This is a genomic window from Nocardia cyriacigeorgica (assembly GCF_029868385.1).
Lineage (GTDB): Bacteria > Actinomycetota > Actinomycetes > Mycobacteriales > Mycobacteriaceae > Nocardia > Nocardia cyriacigeorgica_F.
Genome location: NZ_JARWNX010000017.1, coordinates 37,322 through 54,954, shown reverse-complemented (window position 1 = coordinate 54,954; position 17,633 = coordinate 37,322). Strand labels below are relative to the sequence as shown.

The following is a 17,633-nucleotide window of genomic DNA, read 5'->3' as shown; positions in this document are numbered from 1 at the left end:
GTGGCGCGCACATCGTAGACGCTGTCGAGACCATTGATGCGGCGGATGAATTCGGTATTGGACGGCAGCCAGGGCGCGCGCGGCGCGCCCGGGGTTTCGACCCGGGGGGGCCGGCGCGGGTTTACCCAACCGCCCCGTAATCTCGACACTTGTGCCGCACACGTCAGCCGATACCGAGGATCAGCAACCAGGCGACCCGAACTACCTGGTCGGGCTCGATCTGAACGGGCGAAGGGTCGTCGTCGTCGGTGGCGGGACGGTCGCCCAGCGCAGGCTCGGTCTGCTCATCGCCTCGGGCGCCGATGTACACGTCATCAGTCGTGAGGCCACTCCGGCCGTGGAGGGTATGGCCACCTCCGGTCAGCTGACGCTCACGCTGCGCGCCTACGCCGACGGTGATCTCGACGGCGCCTGGTACGCCATCGCCTGCACCGACGAACCCGCCACCAATGCCGCCGTCGTCGCCGAGGCCGAACGGCGGCGCGTCTTCTGTGTGCGCGCCGACAACGCCAGACTCGGCACCGCCGTCACCCCCGCCACCGCCCGCTACGACGGCCTCACCCTCGGTGTGCTCGCCGGTGGCAGGCACAAACGGTCGGCCGCGGTACGCAATGCGCTGCTGGAGGCCCTGCAATCGGGTGTGGTGACCGATGATTCGACCCCGGTGGCTCCTGGCGTCGCGCTGGTCGGCGGTGGGCCGGGCGATCCGGATCTGATCACCGTGCGCGGTCGCCGGCTGCTCGCGCGCGCCGACCTGGTCGTCGCCGACCGGCTCGCACCGCCGGAGCTGCTGGCCGAACTCGGCCCGGAGGTCGAGGTCGTCGACGCCGCGAAGATCCCCTACGGGCGGGCGATGGCGCAGGAGGCCATCAACACCACGCTCGTGGAGGGCGCCAAGGCGGGCAAGTTCGTGGTGCGGCTCAAGGGCGGCGACCCGTATGTGTTCGGGCGCGGGTTCGAAGAAGTCGAAGCATGCGTGGCGGCCGGTGTGCCGGTCACGGTCGTGCCGGGTATCACCAGCCCGATCTCGGTGCCCGCGGCCGCTGGCATCCCGGTCACTCATCGCGGTGTCACCCACGAGTTCGTGGTGGTCAGCGGGCATGTCGCGCCCGATCATCCGGATTCGCTGGTGGACTGGCCCGCGCTGGCGCGGTTGCGCGGCACCCTGGTGCTGATGATGGCGGTCGAGCGCATCGAACAGTTCGCCGAGGCGCTGCTGGCCGGTGGGCGGCCCGCCGATTCCCCGGCCACGGTGATCCAGGAGGGCACGCTGCGCACCCAGCGGGTGGTGCGCGCCGACCTCGCGACAGTGGCCGAGCGGGTGCGCGCCGAAGGCATCCGTCCGCCCGCCATCGTGGTGATCGGACCGACCGCCGCGTTCTCCGCGGAGGCGGACGCGGGTCCGCGCGACTGAACGGGACGACGATGCTCTCCGAGCCGAGGTCCGGCCGCGGCCGGGCGCCCGAACGGATCGGCATCGCGGGCTCGTCCGGCATGAGCCCCTACGTACCGGCCGGTGTGCTTGTGACGGTCGATTACAGTGACTCCCTGTGCTCGACAAAGCCGCTGCGACGATGCAGTACCCCGTGACGCGGCGGGCCTTCGGGCTCGCGATCCTCGTCCTGAGCGGACTCCAGCTCATGGTGGTGCTCGATGGCACCGTGGTGATCCTGGCGCTGCCCCGGCTGCAAGAAGAGATGGGTCTGTCCAGTTCCGGCAGCGCCTGGATGGTCACCGCCTATGGTCTGCCGTTCGCCGGTCTGATGCTGCTCGGCGGCCGGATCGGCGATTCCTACGGTCGCCGCCGCATGTTCCTGCTCGGTGTCTCGCTGTTCACGCTGGCCTCGCTGTTGTGTGGGCTCGCGCAGAACGAAGGCATGCTCATCGCGGCCCGCGCCTTCCAGGGCACCGGCGCCGCCCTCGCGGCGCCGACCGCGTTCGCGCTGGTCGCCAGCACCTTCGCTCCCGGACCGGTCCGTAATCAGGCATTCGCCATCTTCGGTTCGATGGCGGCGCTCGGTTCGGTGGGCGGACTGGTGATCGGTGGTGCGCTCACCGAGGTCAGCTGGCGGTGGATCTTCCTGATCAACGTGCCCATCGGCGCGCTCATCATCGTGGGTGCGGTCATCGCATTGCGCGACACCACCCATCACCGACTCACCCTCGATGTGCGCGGGGCGATCCTCGGCACGCTGGCCTGTGCGCTGATCGTGTTCGGCGCCACCGAAGGACCGGAGTTCGGCTGGGACAGTCCGGCCGTCATCGGCGCGCTGGTGGGCGGTGTGGTGCTGCTGGTGGTCTTCGTGCTGGCCGAACGTTCGGTGACCAACCCGCTGCTGCCGTGGTCGCTGTTCGATCACCGCGACCGCAACGCCACCTTCGTCATCATCCTGCTCGCCAGCGGTGTGCTCGGTGCGACGACCTACTTCGCCGGGCTGTTCGTGCAGAACGTGGTCGGCTACAGCCCGCTGATCGCGGGCGTGTCGTTCATCCCGTTCACCGTCGGTATCGGTATCGGCGGTGCGCTGTCGTCGAAACTGGCCATGATGGTCGCGCCGCGCTGGCTGCTCAGCGGCGCCGCGGTGGTGCTCGTGGCGGGACTGGTGTTCGGTTCGACCCTCGACGGCGATGTGCGGTACGTGCCGACGCTGCTCGGGCTGTTCCTGGTGATCGGTTTCGGCATGGGTCTGGCGATCGTGCTGATCCCACTGTGCGTACTGGTCGGCGTCCCGCAGGACGAGATCGGTCCGCTCTCGGCCATCGGCCAGATGTTCCTGAGCCTCGGCACCCCCATCGCGATCGGACTGCTCACCCCGCTGGCGGCCTCGCGCACCCTGTCGGAGGGCGGTCGCACCGGCAAACCCGCGGATATGACACCGGCCGAGCTGGTGGCGCTCGGCAGTGGATACACCCTGGTGTTGTTCGTCGCCGCGATCGGTGCGCTGCTGGTCGGCATCCTCGCGCTCACCCTGCGCTACACGCCGCAGGAGGTCGCGCAGGCCCAGCACGCACAGGAAGAAGCCCAGCAGGCCTGAACGCGGTGCGGAACTGGCCGTCGCGGACAACCTGGCTGTCGTGGTGGTCTCGCCGACCAGCACCCTCCGAGCGATACCGGTGCCCGACCTTTACGGCGGCCGCAGGCGCTGACGGAGCCGAACGATGCCGGGTGCCTGCGAATCCGGCAGCAGCAGCGGTTCGGGCCACGCGGTCCCCGGAGGCCGCTCGCCCGAGGTGGACTCCAGGAAATCGGCCGTGGTGTCGGTCAGGCGGTAGGGATTGGCGGTGAGCCGGTAGCCGAGCAGGGAGCGCAGCCGGGTGAGTTCGGCGCGGATGGTGCCTGGCTTTCCGGCGCCGCCGTAGACCGCGCCGGCCAGTTCGTTGGCGCTGAGCCCATGCGGATGGGCCAGCAGCAGTATCACGATCTCGCTGTGCCGCAGCCCGAGTCGCCTGCTCACCCCATCGACACTGATCCGGGCGAATCGCCGACCCAGCACAGTGACCCGTGCCAGCGGATCGCCACCGCGTACCGCATACACCGCGAACGGTCCCGCCGGGGCCAATCGTTCGAGGACGACATGGCGTCGGTCCGGCAGGGTCATCGGGCCTTCCGCGGGTATTTCCGGCCAGATCCGCGGCAGCCAACCCGGTGGCTCGGCGTGCACGACGCGCCCATCGGGAGTCAGCAGGCCGACCTGCGCGCCCGATCGACGCACCACCTGCTCCAGGTAGCGGGTACGGATCCGGGCGTCACGTCGCGCGCCGAGTTCGGCCAGCCGGGCCTCGGCGAGCCGCGCCGCGGCGGTGACCAGCGGTAGCGCCAGTGCGCGTGCGTCACGGCTGCGGCAGGTCACATCCACCACGCCGACGACGGCGCCGGTGGTCGGGTCACGGATCGGCGCGGCCGAACACGTGTAGTCGGCGGCGATCGACAGGTAGTGCTCGGCGCCGCGCACCTGGAACGGTTTGCCCAGTGCCAGCGCGGTGCCGACGCCATTGGTGCCCGCGGCGTCTTCGTGCCAGTCCGCGCCAGCGACCAGATGTGCGCGCTCGGCGACACGCCGTGCGGCGGCGTCGCCGAGCACCCACAGCAGGTGGCCCTCGGCGTCACCGGCGAACAGCAGATGGCCGGGCTCCTCGGCCGCGCTGCCGAGCGTCGACAGCAGAACCGGCCATACCGCGGCCAGTCCGCCCTGATCGCGGCGCTGCGCGAGTTCGGCGTCGCCCACGACGATCTGTGGCAGATGCCGGTCCGGACGGAGTCCGCGCCGTTGCGCGCGATCCCATGACGCGCGCACGTCGCCGCGCAACTGTGGTCCCCGCCCGCCGGATCGCCGGTCGGCGCGGGGCGTATCCCGTACGCCATCCGCATCGTTCATCGCGGCAACCGAACCTACGAGGCCGGGTCGCATCGTGCAACACGAAGGATGCAGCACCTGTGCAACCCCGCCCGACGCCATTGCCCGTGCCCGCTCTACCGGTGGACAGTTCCGGAGAATGTCCACCTTGAACTGGAGGTCGTATGCCCTATTTCGAACTGCCCGACGGTGTTCCGATGTTCTACGAGGACCAGGGCACGGGCCGAGCGGTGGTGCTGCTGCACGGATGGACGATGAACAGCACCTTCTGGCAGGCAAATGTTGCGGCGCTCGCCGCAGGGAACCGGGTCATCGCGCCGGACTTCCGTGGACACGGTTCTTCGGGCAAGACTGATGCCGGACATACGCTCGATCAGTACGCGCGCGATGTGCGCAGCCTGCTCGATCACCTCGGCCTCGACGAGGTCTGTCTGGTCGGGTGGTCGATGGGGACCGCGGTGATCCTGTCCTACGTCAGTCAATTCGGTTGTGCCGGACTGCGTTCGGTGGCTTTCGTGGATCAGTCCCCGCGCTTCCTCGACGGCGAGGACTGGGACTTCCCGTTGATGGGCGGCTACTCCCAGGCCGATCTGTCGGTGTTCGTCCAGGCACTCGAGCATGCCAGGCCCTCGGTGATCAAACCGTTCATCGCCGCCTGCTTCGCCGATACGCCACCGGCCGAGGTGGTCGACGCCGCCTATGCCGAGACCACCAAAACGCCGACCTCGATCGCACGGGCCATCTGGTACGACCTGGCCTTCGCCGATTTCCGGTCGATCCTGCCGCGGGTCGAGGTGCCGGCCCTGCTGATCTACGGTGCGCGCAGCCAGATCTTCCCCGGCCCGATCGACGACTGGCTGGCCGCACGGCTGCCCGAGGCGAAGACGGTGCGTTTCGACAACAGCGGGCATGTGCCGTTCGCCGATGAGGCCGAGAAATTCAACGAGGTCCTCGGCCAGTTCCTCTGAGGTGTTGTCGGCGGCCCCGTGCGCGACGGGGCCGCCGGAGCATCACCGGGTGATCAGGAGAAGTTCGGTGGGGGAGGCGATTTCGGTGTGCAGGCCCGCTTTGGTCGCGATCCGCGCGACGGCGCGGACATCGGTGGGTTCGGCGCGGGTGAGGACCAGCGCGCGGGCGAGCAGGCCCTTGTGGTGCTTGTTGAAATGGGAGACGACGGTGCGCGAACCGTCCGGGTGTTCGGTGAGCACCGTGGCGGTGACGGCGCCGGGGACGCGGCCGAGCTGCTGGTAGGTGCCCGAACGCAGGTCGATCACCAACTCATCGCCCGCCTCGGCGCGCAACGCCGCGGGCAGCTGATCGCGCCACAGCGCCGACAGTGTGGGCAGGCCGGGCAGCTTGGAACCGCCGGAGAGTCGATAGGCCGGGATCGGATCGCCCGCCCGCACCGCACCGAACAGCGCCGACCCGATGCCGAGCCGGGCGTAGGCCTTGGCGCGCTGGACCTTGGTGAAGGATCGGGCGTCGAGCGCGTCGTAGAGGACACCGGTGTAGCGCTCGAGCGCGGGCCGGGTGGGGGAGGTGCGCACGGTGGCGTTGCGGGCGATCTCGGTGTCCGCGCCCTTGCCGAGTCCGAGCGCCGCACGGGAGGCGTCCACGTCACCGGCCAACCGAACCACTTCATCGAGCAGGGTGTCGCGCACCCCGGTCAGCTGTGGCATGGCCAGCTCACCGAGATCGAGCGGCGCCCCGGTCCCGCCGTCGGATTTGGTTTCGGAAGGAGGCAGCAGCACCAGCACGAGCGACTACGGTAATCGGCCCGCCGCCCGTGCGCGGCGACCACCCCGGGACCGGAGCGTCGATGTGTCGTGCCGGAGACCGCGGTCTGCTCGGTTGCCGTACCTCAGCGCACCGCCCGCAGGAACGCCTTGGTCCGCTCGCTGTGCGGGTCCTCGAACAGTTGCCGCGGCGGCCCCTGCTCCACGACCCGACCGCCGTCGAACATCATCACGCGATCCGAGACGTCGCGGGCGAAACGCATCTCATGGGTGACTATCAGCATGGTGATATCGGTGGTCTCGGCGATATCGCGCAGCACATCGAGCACATCGCCGACCAGTTCCGGATCCAGCGCGGAGGTCACCTCGTCGAGCAGCATGACCTTCGGGTCCATGGCCAGACACCGGGCGATCGCGACGCGCTGCTGCTGACCGCCGGAGAGCCGGGACGGATGCGCATGCGCCTTATCGGCCAACCCGATCATCTCCAGCAGACCGATCGCCCGCTCACGCGCCTCGTCCTCGGACTGCCCGAGCACGTGCACGGGCGCCTCGGTGATGTTGTCCAGCACGTTCATGTTCGGGAACAGGTTGAACTGCTGGAACACCATGCCGATCTTCTTGCGCACCGCCCGCAGATGTTTCTCCTTGGCGGGCACCAGCTTCGTGCCGCGCCGCTGATGGGTCAACGGTTCGCCGTCGACCCAGATCACCCCGCCGCTGACCCGCTCGAGCGTCATCAGCAGCCGCAGGATCGTGGTCTTACCCGAACCCGATGGGCCGATGAGTGTGACCTTCTCGCCGCGCCCCACCGTGAAATCGAGATCGTCGAGCACCACGAGCTTGCCGAACCGTTTGACGACCTTGTCGAAGCGGATCATCGGGTCCTTGTCCAGGCGGACCGCGTCGTCAGTAGTAGGCAAGGCGCTTCTCCAGTCTTCTGATCAGCACAGACGTCGGATAGCTCGCGAGGAGGAAGAAGACGCCCGCCAGGGTCAGCGGTTCCAGATATTGGAAGTTGCGCGCCCCGAACTGCTGGGCGGCGGTGACGAGTTCGACCACCGAGATGGCGAACAGGAACGGGGTGTCCTTGAACATCGACACCGCGTTGGTGCCGAGCGCGGGCAGACTGGCGCGGACGGCTTGTGGCAGGACCACCGCCAGCCAGGTGCGGTACTGCGGTAGCGACAGTGCCCGCGCGGCCTCCCACTGTCCCGTCGGCACGGCCTCGATCCCGGCCCGATAGACCTCGGCCAGATAGCTCGAATAATGGATACCGAGGACGGTGATGCCGATCTGTAGCGCCGAGAACTGCGGTAGCAGGTTGTAGGCGAACAGCAACTGCACCACCAGCGGCGTCAGCCGGACGAATTCGGCCACCGCGTGCACCGGCGCCGCCACCCAGCGCGGGAACGAGCGGCGCACCACCGCGATGGCCAGTCCGAGCACCGCCGCGATCGCGAAACCGAGGACCGTGGCCAGCAGCGTGATCTCGAACCCGTCCCACAGCACGGGCAGCGATTCCCTGGCGCGCTCCCAACTCCATTCGACGGTCATCGCGCCACCGCCTCGACCGGTTCGTCCGGTGCGAGCCGCAGCATTTCCTTCAGGGTCGGGCCGCGGCCGAGCCTGCTCTTGGCGCGGGTCTCGACCAGATTCATCACCACCGTCAGGACATAGGCGAGGACGAAGTAGATCACCAGGCCGACACCGAAGGCGAACAGGGTGTCACCGGTCGACTGCCGCAGCTTGTTGATCTCGAATGTCAGGTCCTGCAAGGTGATGTAGGAGGCCACCGCCGTGCCCTTGAGCAGATGGATCAGCAGATTGGTCAGCGGCGGCACCATCAGCGCCCAGGCCTGCGGGAACAGCACTCGATGCAGGCGCTGCCACGGGCCGAAGTTCACTGCGACCGCCGCCTCCCACTGGGTGCGCGGCACCGCGTTCAGCGCGCCGCGCACCACCTCCGCCCCGTAGGCGCCGTAATTGAGGCCGAGCGCAAGGATCCCGCAGAACACCGGCTCGAGCTGATAACCGAACAGCGGCAGCACATAGAACAGCCAGAAGATCTGCACCAGCAGGGAAGTGCCGCGGAAGAATTCGATCAGAACCCGCGAGGTGCCGCGCACCGCGAGATTGCGCACCCGCACCACGGTCCCGAGCACCAGCGCGATCAGAAATGCCAGCAGCGCACCGCCGAGTGTGAGCTGCAAGGTGACGACGATGCCGTCCCAGATGCCGGGGAGGGCCTCGCGCAACGAATCCCAGTTGCTCATATCGCCTCCCCTCGGCACGAGCGGGCGCCCTCCGTGGGCGTGTGCGCCACCGTGTCCGGGCGCTGACCGCTCATCCCGGCACCGCTCGATCAGACCTCGCCCCGACACAGTTGTGCGGTGGTCATATTCGGGTCGGGCAGCTCGCGTTCGGTGAATCCGAACGGGCCCACGAGCGCCAGGTACTTCTCCTTGTCCGAGGTGATCTTCTTCAACTCGGCGTTATAGGCGGCGAGCAGGTCCTGGTCGGTGGTGCGGAAGACGGTGCCGCCCGCGCCGATCTGGGGTTTGCCATCGATGACCGCCACGAACGACGGCGTCACCTCCACATCGGCGCCGGGGGAGTGGTTCTTCAGCCAGTTCAGTGAGATCGCGGTCAGCGCGAACACATCGGCGCGGCCGGAGGTGACCGCGTCCAGTCCGTCCTGCGGGGTGCCGACCAGGGTGGCGTCGATCCCGAGCGAAGCCGCGTAATCGGATTCGATGGCGCCGGTCATCGCCGTCATACGGGCGCCGCTGTCCTTGATCGACTGCATATCCGACAGGTTCATCGGATTACCGGATTTCACCATCAAGGCGGTGGTGTACATGAATTCGGGTTCACTGAACGCGGCCTGTTCGCAGCGTTTGGGCAGGATCGACATTCCGGCGCTGACGGCATCGAAACGCTGGGCCTGGAGGCCGGGAATGAGGGCGCCGAACTCGGTCTGCACACCGTCGACGGTGTCGATACCCAGGTTCTCGAAGATCTCCCGGTGCAGGGCGACGGTCGCGCCGGTCAGTTGGCCGTCCTGTTCGAAGGAGTACGGCGCCTCCCCGGCGAAGCCGACGGTGACGGTGCCGCTGTCCTGCAACGATTGCAGGAGGTTGCCCTCGGTGGAGGTGTCGGTCCTGGTGCATCCGACCAGCGTCGCCGCGAACATCGCCGCTCCGGCGAGCGCCGCGGCGTAGCGCACCGATCTCCCGTGTGTGTCGACCACTGCCTCACCTTTCGACAGGGGTGGCTGGCCATGGTGTCGCGGAGGCGATCCGGTGGCCCGATTCATCGACACCCCGCAGGTCAGCGGCCCGTTATGGGATTGTTCGCGCCGGTAATTCGACTCTCCAACAATATTCAGTCCACATTCAGGAATCAGGCGAAGTTATATTCTTGTGATCCAATGCTTCAGGTTTGTGCATAGTGGGTAATTCATTTTCCTGTTGTTCTGTCGAGATCGTTCGGTGGCCCGCCGACGGATGCCGTCCCGGTGCGAATCCCTTATCCGGTGTCATCGGCCCCGGACCAGCGACTACCCTGTGCATCCGTGATCACCCGCCTCTCCCGCCTGTTCCTGCGCACCCTGCGAGACGATCCCGCCGACGCCGAGGTGCCGAGCCACAAGCTACTGGTGCGCGCCGGATACGTGCGCCGCGTCGCCCCCGGCGTCTACTCGTGGCTGCCGCTGGGCCTGCGGGTGCTGCGCAAGGTCGAGCAGGTGGTGCGCGAAGAGATGGACGCCATCGGCGCCCAGGAGATCTCACTGCCCGCGCTGCTGCCGCGCGAGGCCTATGAGACCACCAACCGGTGGACCGAATACGGCGACGCGCTGTTCCGCCTGAAGGACCGCAAGGGCGCCGATTACCTGCTCGGCCCCACCCATGAGGAGCTGTTCGCGCTCACCGTCAAGGGTGAATACAACTCCTACAAGGACCTGCCGGTCACGCTGTACCAGATCCAGGACAAATACCGCGACGAGGAACGGCCGCGGGCGGGCATCCTGCGCGGGCGCGAGTTCGTCATGAAGGACTCCTATTCCTTCGACCTCGACGAAGACGGCCTGAAAGCCAGCTACAACGCCCACCGCGAGGCCTACCAGCGGATCTTCGCCCGGCTCGGCGTCAAGTACGTCATCGTCGCCGCCACCTCCGGCGCCATGGGCGGCAGCGCGTCCGAGGAGTTCCTCGCCGAGAGCCCCGTCGGTGAGGACACCTACGTGCGCTGCCCCGAATCCGGGTACGCCGCCAATGTGGAGGCCGTGGTCACCCCCGCCCCCGAACCGCTGCCCATCGAGGGACAGCCGGAGGCCGTCGTCCACGACACCCCCGACACCCCGACCATCGCCACTCTGGTCGACTGGGCCAACGGCGCCGGTCTCGCCGAGCGCTACGGGCGTCCGGTCACCGCGGCCGACACGCTGAAGAACGTCATGGTCAAGCTGCGCCACCCGGACGGCAAGACCGAGATCCTCGGCATCGGCATCCCGGGTGACCGCGAGGTCGACGACAAGCGCCTCGGCGCCTCGGTCGAGCCCGCCGAGGTCGAACTGCTCACCGATGCCGACTTCGCCGCCAACCCCTTCCTGGTCAAGGGCTACATCGGGCCGAAGGCCCTGCAAGCGAACGGTGTCCGCTATCTGGTCGACCCGCGCGTGGTGAGCGGCACCGCGTGGATCACCGGCGCCGACGAGGCGGGCAAGCATGTGGTCGGCCTGGTCGCCGGACGTGACTTCACCCCCGACGGCACCATCGAGGCCGCCGAGGTCCGCGACGGCGACCCCTCGCCCGACGGCCGCGGCACCCTGGTGTCGGCGCGCGGCATCGAGATCGGCCACATCTTCCAGCTCGGCTACAAATACACCGACGCCTTCGAGGTCGATGTGCTCGGCGAGAACGGTAAGCCGGTGCGCCTGGTCATGGGTTCCTACGGGGTGGGCGTCTCCCGCATGGTCGCCGTGATCGCCGAACAGCAGCACGACGAGAAGGGCCTGCGCTGGCCCGATGCCGCCGCACCGTTCGACATCCACGTCGTCATCGCGAACAAGGACGCCGCCGCCCGCGACGGCGCCGAGCACGTCGTGGCCGGTCTGGACGCCCATGGCCTCGACGTCCTCTTCGACGACCGCACCGCATCGCCCGGTGTCAAGTTCAAGGACGCCGAACTCCTCGGCATGCCGTGGGTGCTGGTCATCGGCCGCGGCTGGGCCGACGGCAAGGTCGAACTGCGCAACCGGTTCACCGGGGAAGCCGAGGACCTGCCCGCCGAATCCGCCGTCGACGCGGTGATCGCCAAGATCCGCGCCTGATCCGATGCGATGTGCGCCCCGGTCCGTAGCGGACCGGGGCGCACATCTGTGCGGGTCGAATTGCTTCCAACGGTGGCGATAGGCAATTGTTCGGGCGTGGAAATTTGGACGGACGGCACCCGGCGCTTCGAGGTGAACTCTTATTACTGCCTGCCCGACAACGCATGGACCTGGGAGCTGATCGAACTCTCCGATTCCTACGACGCCACACCCCGCCTGTCGGTCTCCATCCCGGACGCGACACCCGAGGACGGGCAGTTCGTCCCCGAGGACGTCGAGCGGGTCGACGTCCTGTGCAACAACGGCCGAGTGCCCTGGCGGATCGTGCGCCGCTTCATCGGCCTGATCGAAGAATCCGGCGACATCCGCGACACCACCGACGAACACTGAACCGCGCGCACTTGCTCCCGCTGAGAGGGACGTTCGCTTGGGGCGCCGCCGGTGTGCCCGCCACCATGGGCGTGGGCTCCGCGTTGAGACCACCGTCTGCGGGAAGGAACCGGAATGGCTGCCGAACGATTCGACGAGGACTGCGATGTCGTGGTCGTCGGGGTGGGAGCGGCCGGGGCCGCCGCGGCGTTGAGCGCGCAGGCGGCGGGGGCGCGAGTCGTGGTGTTGGAGAAGGCGGATGCGGCGACCGCGGGCGGCAATACCAGGGTGTCCGGGTCGGGATGGTTCATCAACCGTGATCCCGAGCGCGCGGCGCAGTTCCTGCGTTCGCTGTGCGGTCCCTATCCGGTCGCCGATGACGTCGTGCAGACCTGGGCGCGCGAAACAGCGCTCAACTCGGCGTGGTTGCGCGATCTCGGGGCCGAGGTGGGTGCGAGTTCGCAGTACCACACCGAAGCCGAATACCTGACGCTCGACGGCAGCGATTGCTACGGGGGCATGGACACCGTCGGCGCGCAGATGGGCAACTTCCTGCTCTACGAGTTCCTACTCGGCGCCCTCACCGACCGCGGCATCGAGATCCGCTTCTCGACCCCGGCCGCGGAGTTGATCACCGAGGACGGGGCCGTGGTCGGCGTGGAAACCGCCGCCGGGCAACGGATCGGCGCACGTGGCGGGGTGGTCCTGGCGACCGGCGGATTCGCCGCGAATCCGCGGATGGTGCGCGACTATCTGCGGCTGACCGACGCACCGATCTGGGGATCACCGCATTCCACCGGCGACGGACACCGGATGGCGCAGCGCATCGGCGCCGACCTGTGGCATATGGACAACATGATGACCATTACCGGTGTCCGCGTCGACGACGGGCCGGGCGCGTTCCTTGCCCTGTGGGCGGCCGACCACTACCTGTTCGTCGGCCCGGACGGCCGGCGATTCGTCGACGAGACCGCGGAGAACCGGCACGGCCACATCTATCGCAACGGCGATCTCGAACTGTTCCCACTGCGCCCGTTCCACCTGATCTTCGATGAGCGGATGCGCACCGCCGGCCCGCTCAGCCCCACCAGACAGGTGCTGCCCGTCGGCTGGAAGCTGCTGATGGAGAACTTCGTCTGGAGCGCCGACAACAGCACCGAGATCGCTCGCGGAACGATCCGGCGTGCGGACACCATCGCCGAACTCGCCGAGTACATCGACGTGGACCCGGCGACACTGGAACGCACCGTCGCTGGCTACAACAAAGCCTGCGAATACGGCCGCGATGACAGCTTCGGGCGGGCGCCGCATACGCTCGCTCCGGTATCGCAACCACCGTTCTACGTCCTCGAGGTCGCGCCGCTGCTCGGGTGGAGCAACGGCGGCCCGCGCCGTGACGGCCGGGCGCGGGTGATCGACGTCGATTCCGCGGTCATCGCCGGCCTGTATGCCGCCGGTGAGGTGAGTTCCACCTACAGCTGGGCCAAGGACGGCGGTTTCCATATCGCCGACGCGCTGGCCTTCGGCCGGGTGGCCGGTCGTGAGGCCGCCGAGCGCGCATCCGGCCACGGAGCGGGCGAGCGCGCCCGCCACATGGAACCTACGGTTACGTAGGGGGAATCGCAGGTCAGGCCGGTGAATCGGCGCTACCCACTGGTAGGTTGGCGCGCATGACGAGCTCCGATGCGTTGCTGTTCAATCCGGCCTCCTACGATCCGCAGCATTTCGATGCCGAGACGCGGCGGCTGCTGCGGGCGACGATCGAATGGTTCGAGACGCGGGGTAAGCAACAACTCCTCGCCGATGACGACGACGCGGTGTTCACGGCGGACTTCCTGGAGTTCGTGAAACGGGAGAAGCTGTTCGCCACCTTCCTCACCCCATCCGCCTACGCCGACGGTGACGCCGACCGGCGCTGGGATGCCGCACGCAATGCCGCGCTGTCGGAGATCTTCGGTTTCTACGGACTCGCCTACTGGTACGCCGAACAGGTCACCATCCTCGGTCTCGGCCCCATCTGGCAGAGCGATAACGAGGCCGCCAAGCAGCGGGCGGCCCGTGATCTGGCCGCCGGTGAGGTGATGGCGTTCGGGCTGTCCGAACGGGAGCACGGCGCCGATATCTACAACACCGATCTGGTGCTCACCCCGACCGAACCGGGCAGCGCCGACGCCGAGGCCGGAATCCTGTTCCGCGCCAACGGCGAGAAGTACTACATCGGCAACGGCAATGTCGCGAGCATGGTGTCGGTGTTCTCCCGCCGCGCCGATGTGGACGGCGCCGAGGGCTATGTCTGGTTCGCCGCCGACAGCAGGCATGAGAACTACCACCTGCTCGGCAATGTGGTGCGTCAGCAGATGTATGTGAGCACCTTCCGGCTGGAGAACTATCCGGTCCGTGCCGAGGACATCCTGCACACCGGTCCCGAGGCGTTCAGCGCGGCGCTCAACACCGTCAACGTCGGCAAGTTCAACCTGTGCCACGGCGGCATCGGCATGGTCGAGCATTCGTTCTACGAGGCCATCACCCACGCGAACAACCGGATCCTCTACGGCAACCCGGTCACCGACTTCCCGCATGTGCGCACCAATTTCGTCGACGCCTACGCCCGCATCGTCGCGATGAAACTGTTCAGCGACCGCGCCGTCGACTACTTCCGCAGCGCGAGCCTGGAAGACCGCCGCTATCTGCTGTTCAACCCGATGACCAAGTCGAAGGTGACCTCCGAGGGCGAGGTCGTGATGACCCTGCTGCTGGATGTGCTGGCCGCCAAGGGTTTCGAGAAGAACACCTACTTCGCGCAGGTCGCCCGGCTGATCAACACACTGCCCCGGCTCGAGGGCACCGTGCACGTCAATGTCGGCCAGATCCTGAAGTTCATGCCGAACTACCTGTTCAACCCGAAGGACTACCCCGAGATCGGCACCCGTCTCGATGCCGCCGACGACGAGTTCTTCTGGCGGCAGGGCCCCGCACGCGGCGCGGGCAAGGTGCAGTTCGCGGACTGGACCCAGGTCTACGACAAGCACACCGACATCCCGAACGTCGCCCGCTTCTACGAGCAGGCCCAGGCCCTGCGCACCCTGCTCGCCACCGCGGCGCCCGATGCCGACCAGCAGCGCGACCTGGACTTCATGCTGACCATCGGCCACCTGTTCTCCCTGGTCGTCTACGGTCAGCTGATCCTGGAACAGGCCGCGATCACCGGCCTGGACCCCGATCTGCTCGCCCAGATCTTCGACTTCCAGATCCGCGACTTCAACACCTACGCCACCACCCTCTACGGCAAGCCCTCCGCCAGCGAGGCCCAGCAGCAGTGGGCTCTCGGCGCCCTGCGCACCCCCGCCGCCGACCGTGAGCGCTTCGACCGGGTGTGGGGCGAGGTCGCCTCCTACGACGGGGCTTACGAAATGCGCCCCTGATTCCGCATCCGGCTTCGTGCCGGTCCGAGAGTCGGGAGCCGATCCGGACCGGCCACGTGACGGAGACGAGCGCGGCCGTAGGCAACCGCAGTAGCCGTCGGCACCCCCGTCGAGTCGTACTCGACGGGGGTGCCTCGTCTCGCCTCGAAAAATTGGCATATGCGCGCGCCGGTGAACCCTGGCAAGAATGGCGGAGCAGGCTCATTCGATCAGGGAGGACATACGGTGACGATCTTGGTGACCGGCGCGACCGGCAACATCGGCCGGAAGGTAGTGGATCATCTCTTGGCGCGTGGTGCGACGGGAGTGCGCGCCCTGACCAACGATCCGGTCAAGGCGGCCCTGCCCGCGGAAGTCGAAGTGGCCGAAGGATATCTGCGGCGTGTGGACACACTCCCCGCCGCTCTGGACGGTGTGGATCGCCTGTATCTCGCGCCGACACCGGACACCGTGGGCGAGGTCCTGGAGCTGGCGCGTGCGGCCGGTGTACGGCATGTGGTGGACCTTTCCGGCGAACCGGAGAGTTGGTGGGGGAGTGTGACCCGCGCGGTCGAGGACAGCGGTCTGGCATGGACGCATCTGTGGCCCGGCGACTTCATGGAGAACACCCAGACCTGGGCTCAGCAGATCCGCGATACCGGCGCCGTCCGGGAGCCGTACCCCGAGATCGCCAGCGCGCCGATCGCCATGGACGATATCGCCGCTGTCGCCGCGGTCGCGCTGCTCGACGGTGATGCGCACACCGGAAAGGCCCATTGGCTCGCGGGGCCGGAAATCCTGACCCGTCGGGAGCTGGTGCGCCAGCTCGGTGCGTCGCTGGGCCGCGATATCGAGTTCCTCCGTGTCTCCCGCGAGGAGGCGGTGACGGCATTGACGCCGAGCATGGGCGAGAACGCCGAATGGTATGTCGACAATGTGCTCGGCGGCGGCGAGGAGAACCCGACCGCCCCGACCGGAAGCGTCGAACAGCTCACCGGCCGCCCCGCCCGCACCTTCGCCCAGTGGGCGCGCGAACACACCGCCCTGTTCGACGCATAGCCGCCGACGATTCGCGCGGCGGTTACCGGACGCCGGTCGTGGGGCAGGGGCCGCCGATACGGTGGAGCAACCGTGCACATCGATGCCGCGGTCTCCTTCGTCCGTCCGCCGCGCGTCCGGGGCCGCAGGTCCGGCTGTAGCGCGCCAGGTTGTGTGAGCTCGCCGCCGGTCGGCGCTGCGTGACGCTACCGCCGGGCGAGCGGCGGGGTTACGGCTGGCCGGGGAACGGTGTCGTCGGTGGCGCCACGCCGAGCACCGACTGCCAGACCGCAAGGCGGACGGCGCATTCGGTGAGCGCATCGACACTGGTGCGGCGCGTGGTCTCCGACCGGCCCTGTTCGACCACCGAACGCCAGGCCACCGCGGTATCGGATTCGACGGCCGCGGCCAGCTGGGCGGCGGCCACGGGATCGGCTACCGGGAACGGCATCGTGTAAGCGGCATCGGGCGGCGGCACGGTGACGCCTTCGGCCTCGATGAGGCCGATGGTGGTGTCGCGGCGGGCCCGGTGAGCGGCGGTGTTCTCGGCCACCAGCTGATCGCGCTCGGGGGAGGCATGGGCCGCGATCACGCCGTAGGCGTACACGGCCGCGTGCTCGGCGGCGAGTGCGTCGAGCAGGGCGCGGCGTTCGGACTCGGTCATACGGTGTCCTCCGTCGCGTGGGATCTCGGCTCGGTCATGGCAGCAACACCCCCGCGTGCACCGCGCAGGCGGCGCTGATCGAAGCGAGCAGGCCCGCGCGGTAACCGGACAGCGTGGGCGCGAGGTCGGCGGCCGCGCGCTGGGAACCGCCGAGCTGATCACGCAGGGTGGCGATATCGACCGGTGCTGCGGGAGCGACGGTCACCTGCGGCTGCCGTCGGCTCGGTAGGGTGCCGTCGCCGTACACCCCGACCAGACGGTCGATCTCGGTGCGCAATGCCTCGGCGTGCGCGGTGCGTTCGGCGGCGATCAGCGTCAGCGCGCCGTGGCGCTGCGGATCGAGCGCGATGGCCGCGGTGGCCGCCGCCGCATCGGTCCGCGCCAGAAGCTCTTGTGCGGTCAGCGGATCGGGTTCGAGCGCCGATTCCTCCGCACAACCGGCGAGGGCGGCGAGCGCGGCGACACCGACCGCGCCACCACCGGCCAGCCGCAATGCGGTGCGGCGGTTCACCGGACGGAAGCGGAGATCGTGCCGATCGATCGGTATGCCGGAAGTACACCCGGCCTCGGACCGGATGGGATGGCGGTTGGGCACCGCACTATCGTGCCAGACGCGCGCCCCACGCCTGCCCGAGGTCCGCGCCGCGCCCGCCGCCCGGATCGGTCCCGCCACGACACCGTCCGTCCGTGGCGCCACGCGCTGGGGAAACTTGCTTGTAGCCGATCGTCCTTTAC

At 68.3% G+C, this 17,633-nt stretch carries 16 protein-coding genes; 8 read left to right on the top strand and 8 right to left on the bottom strand.

Annotated elements, in window-relative coordinates:
- Positions 1 to 151: 151 nt before the first annotated feature.
- Positions 152 to 1,414 (top strand): uroporphyrinogen-III C-methyltransferase, encoded by a 1,263-nt coding sequence (cobA, locus tag QH168_RS01145; protein ID WP_280232467.1) that lies wholly within the window; start codon positions 152 to 154, stop codon positions 1,412 to 1,414.
- Positions 1,415 to 1,574: 160 nt separating this feature from the next.
- Positions 1,575 to 3,035, top strand: a complete 1,461-nt coding sequence (locus QH168_RS01140; RefSeq protein WP_280232473.1) for an MFS transporter — start codon at positions 1,575 to 1,577, stop codon at positions 3,033 to 3,035.
- Between the two features lie 90 nt (positions 3,036 to 3,125).
- Here the strand turns inward: QH168_RS01140 and QH168_RS01135 are convergent, their stop codons facing one another.
- Positions 3,126 to 4,376, bottom strand: a complete 1,251-nt coding sequence (locus tag QH168_RS01135; RefSeq protein ID WP_280232466.1) for a GAF domain-containing protein — start codon at positions 4,374 to 4,376, stop codon at positions 3,126 to 3,128.
- A 143-nt stretch (positions 4,377 to 4,519) separates the two neighbouring features.
- Here QH168_RS01135 and QH168_RS01130 point away from each other — a divergent pair, with 143 nt between their 5' ends.
- A complete protein-coding gene (locus tag QH168_RS01130; RefSeq protein WP_280232465.1) occupies positions 4,520 to 5,323 on the top strand; it encodes an alpha/beta fold hydrolase in 804 nt (267 codons plus the stop codon).
- Positions 5,324 to 5,365: 42 nt separating this feature from the next.
- Here QH168_RS01130 and yaaA read toward each other — a convergent pair whose 3' ends face one another.
- From yaaA to ehuB, 5 genes are all read right to left on the bottom strand, one after another.
- Entirely contained in the window at positions 5,366 to 6,112 is a 747-nt protein-coding gene (gene yaaA, locus QH168_RS01125) for a peroxide stress protein YaaA (RefSeq protein ID WP_280232464.1), read from the bottom strand.
- A gap of 104 nt (positions 6,113 to 6,216) precedes the next feature.
- Positions 6,217 to 6,972, bottom strand: a complete 756-nt coding sequence (ehuA, locus tag QH168_RS01120; RefSeq protein ID WP_280232472.1) for an ectoine/hydroxyectoine ABC transporter ATP-binding protein EhuA — start codon at positions 6,970 to 6,972, stop codon at positions 6,217 to 6,219.
- 28 nt (positions 6,973 to 7,000) lie between these two features.
- A complete protein-coding gene (gene ehuD, locus QH168_RS01115) occupies positions 7,001 to 7,648 on the bottom strand; it encodes an ectoine/hydroxyectoine ABC transporter permease subunit EhuD (protein ID WP_280232463.1) in 648 nt (215 codons plus the stop codon).
- Entirely contained in the window at positions 7,645 to 8,367 is a 723-nt protein-coding gene (gene ehuC, locus QH168_RS01110; RefSeq protein WP_280232462.1) for an ectoine/hydroxyectoine ABC transporter permease subunit EhuC, read from the bottom strand. The genes ehuD and ehuC overlap by 4 nt, the downstream gene beginning before the upstream one ends.
- Before the next feature lie 89 nt (positions 8,368 to 8,456).
- Positions 8,457 to 9,344, bottom strand: a complete 888-nt coding sequence (gene ehuB, locus QH168_RS01105) for an ectoine/hydroxyectoine ABC transporter substrate-binding protein EhuB (protein WP_280232461.1) — start codon at positions 9,342 to 9,344, stop codon at positions 8,457 to 8,459.
- A 324-nt stretch (positions 9,345 to 9,668) separates the two neighbouring features.
- Between ehuB and QH168_RS01100 the strand changes: the two genes are divergently transcribed.
- The 5 genes from QH168_RS01100 to QH168_RS01080 all read left to right on the top strand — a co-directional run bounded on the left by QH168_RS01100 (position 9,669) and on the right by QH168_RS01080 (position 16,255).
- Entirely contained in the window at positions 9,669 to 11,426 is a 1,758-nt protein-coding gene (locus tag QH168_RS01100) for a proline--tRNA ligase (protein ID WP_280232460.1), read from the top strand.
- Positions 11,427 to 11,522: 96 nt separating this feature from the next.
- Positions 11,523 to 11,816: a hypothetical protein gene (locus QH168_RS01095; RefSeq protein WP_280232459.1), complete on the top strand. Its 294-nt coding sequence runs from the start codon at positions 11,523 to 11,525 to the stop codon at positions 11,814 to 11,816.
- Between the two features lie 114 nt (positions 11,817 to 11,930).
- Positions 11,931 to 13,409, top strand: coding sequence for an FAD-dependent oxidoreductase (locus QH168_RS01090; protein ID WP_280232458.1), 1,479 nt, complete (start codon positions 11,931 to 11,933; stop codon positions 13,407 to 13,409).
- 56 nt (positions 13,410 to 13,465) lie between these two features.
- Positions 13,466 to 15,217, top strand: a complete 1,752-nt coding sequence (locus QH168_RS01085) for an acyl-CoA dehydrogenase family protein (protein WP_280232457.1) — start codon at positions 13,466 to 13,468, stop codon at positions 15,215 to 15,217.
- Between the two features lie 225 nt (positions 15,218 to 15,442).
- Complete coding sequence (locus QH168_RS01080) at positions 15,443 to 16,255, top strand: SDR family oxidoreductase (protein ID WP_280232456.1); 813 nt, start codon at positions 15,443 to 15,445, stop codon at positions 16,253 to 16,255.
- Positions 16,256 to 16,463: 208 nt separating this feature from the next.
- Here QH168_RS01080 and QH168_RS01075 read toward each other — a convergent pair whose 3' ends face one another.
- Both QH168_RS01075 and QH168_RS01070 read right to left on the bottom strand, forming a co-directional pair.
- The gene (locus QH168_RS01075) at positions 16,464 to 16,898 is read right to left on the bottom strand and encodes a ferritin-like domain-containing protein (RefSeq protein WP_280232455.1); all 435 of its coding nucleotides are present in this window, start codon (positions 16,896 to 16,898) and stop codon (positions 16,464 to 16,466) included.
- A gap of 34 nt (positions 16,899 to 16,932) precedes the next feature.
- Entirely contained in the window at positions 16,933 to 17,571 is a 639-nt protein-coding gene (locus QH168_RS01070) for a hypothetical protein (RefSeq protein WP_348537563.1), read from the bottom strand.
- Between the last annotated feature and the right edge of the window lie 62 nt (positions 17,572 to 17,633).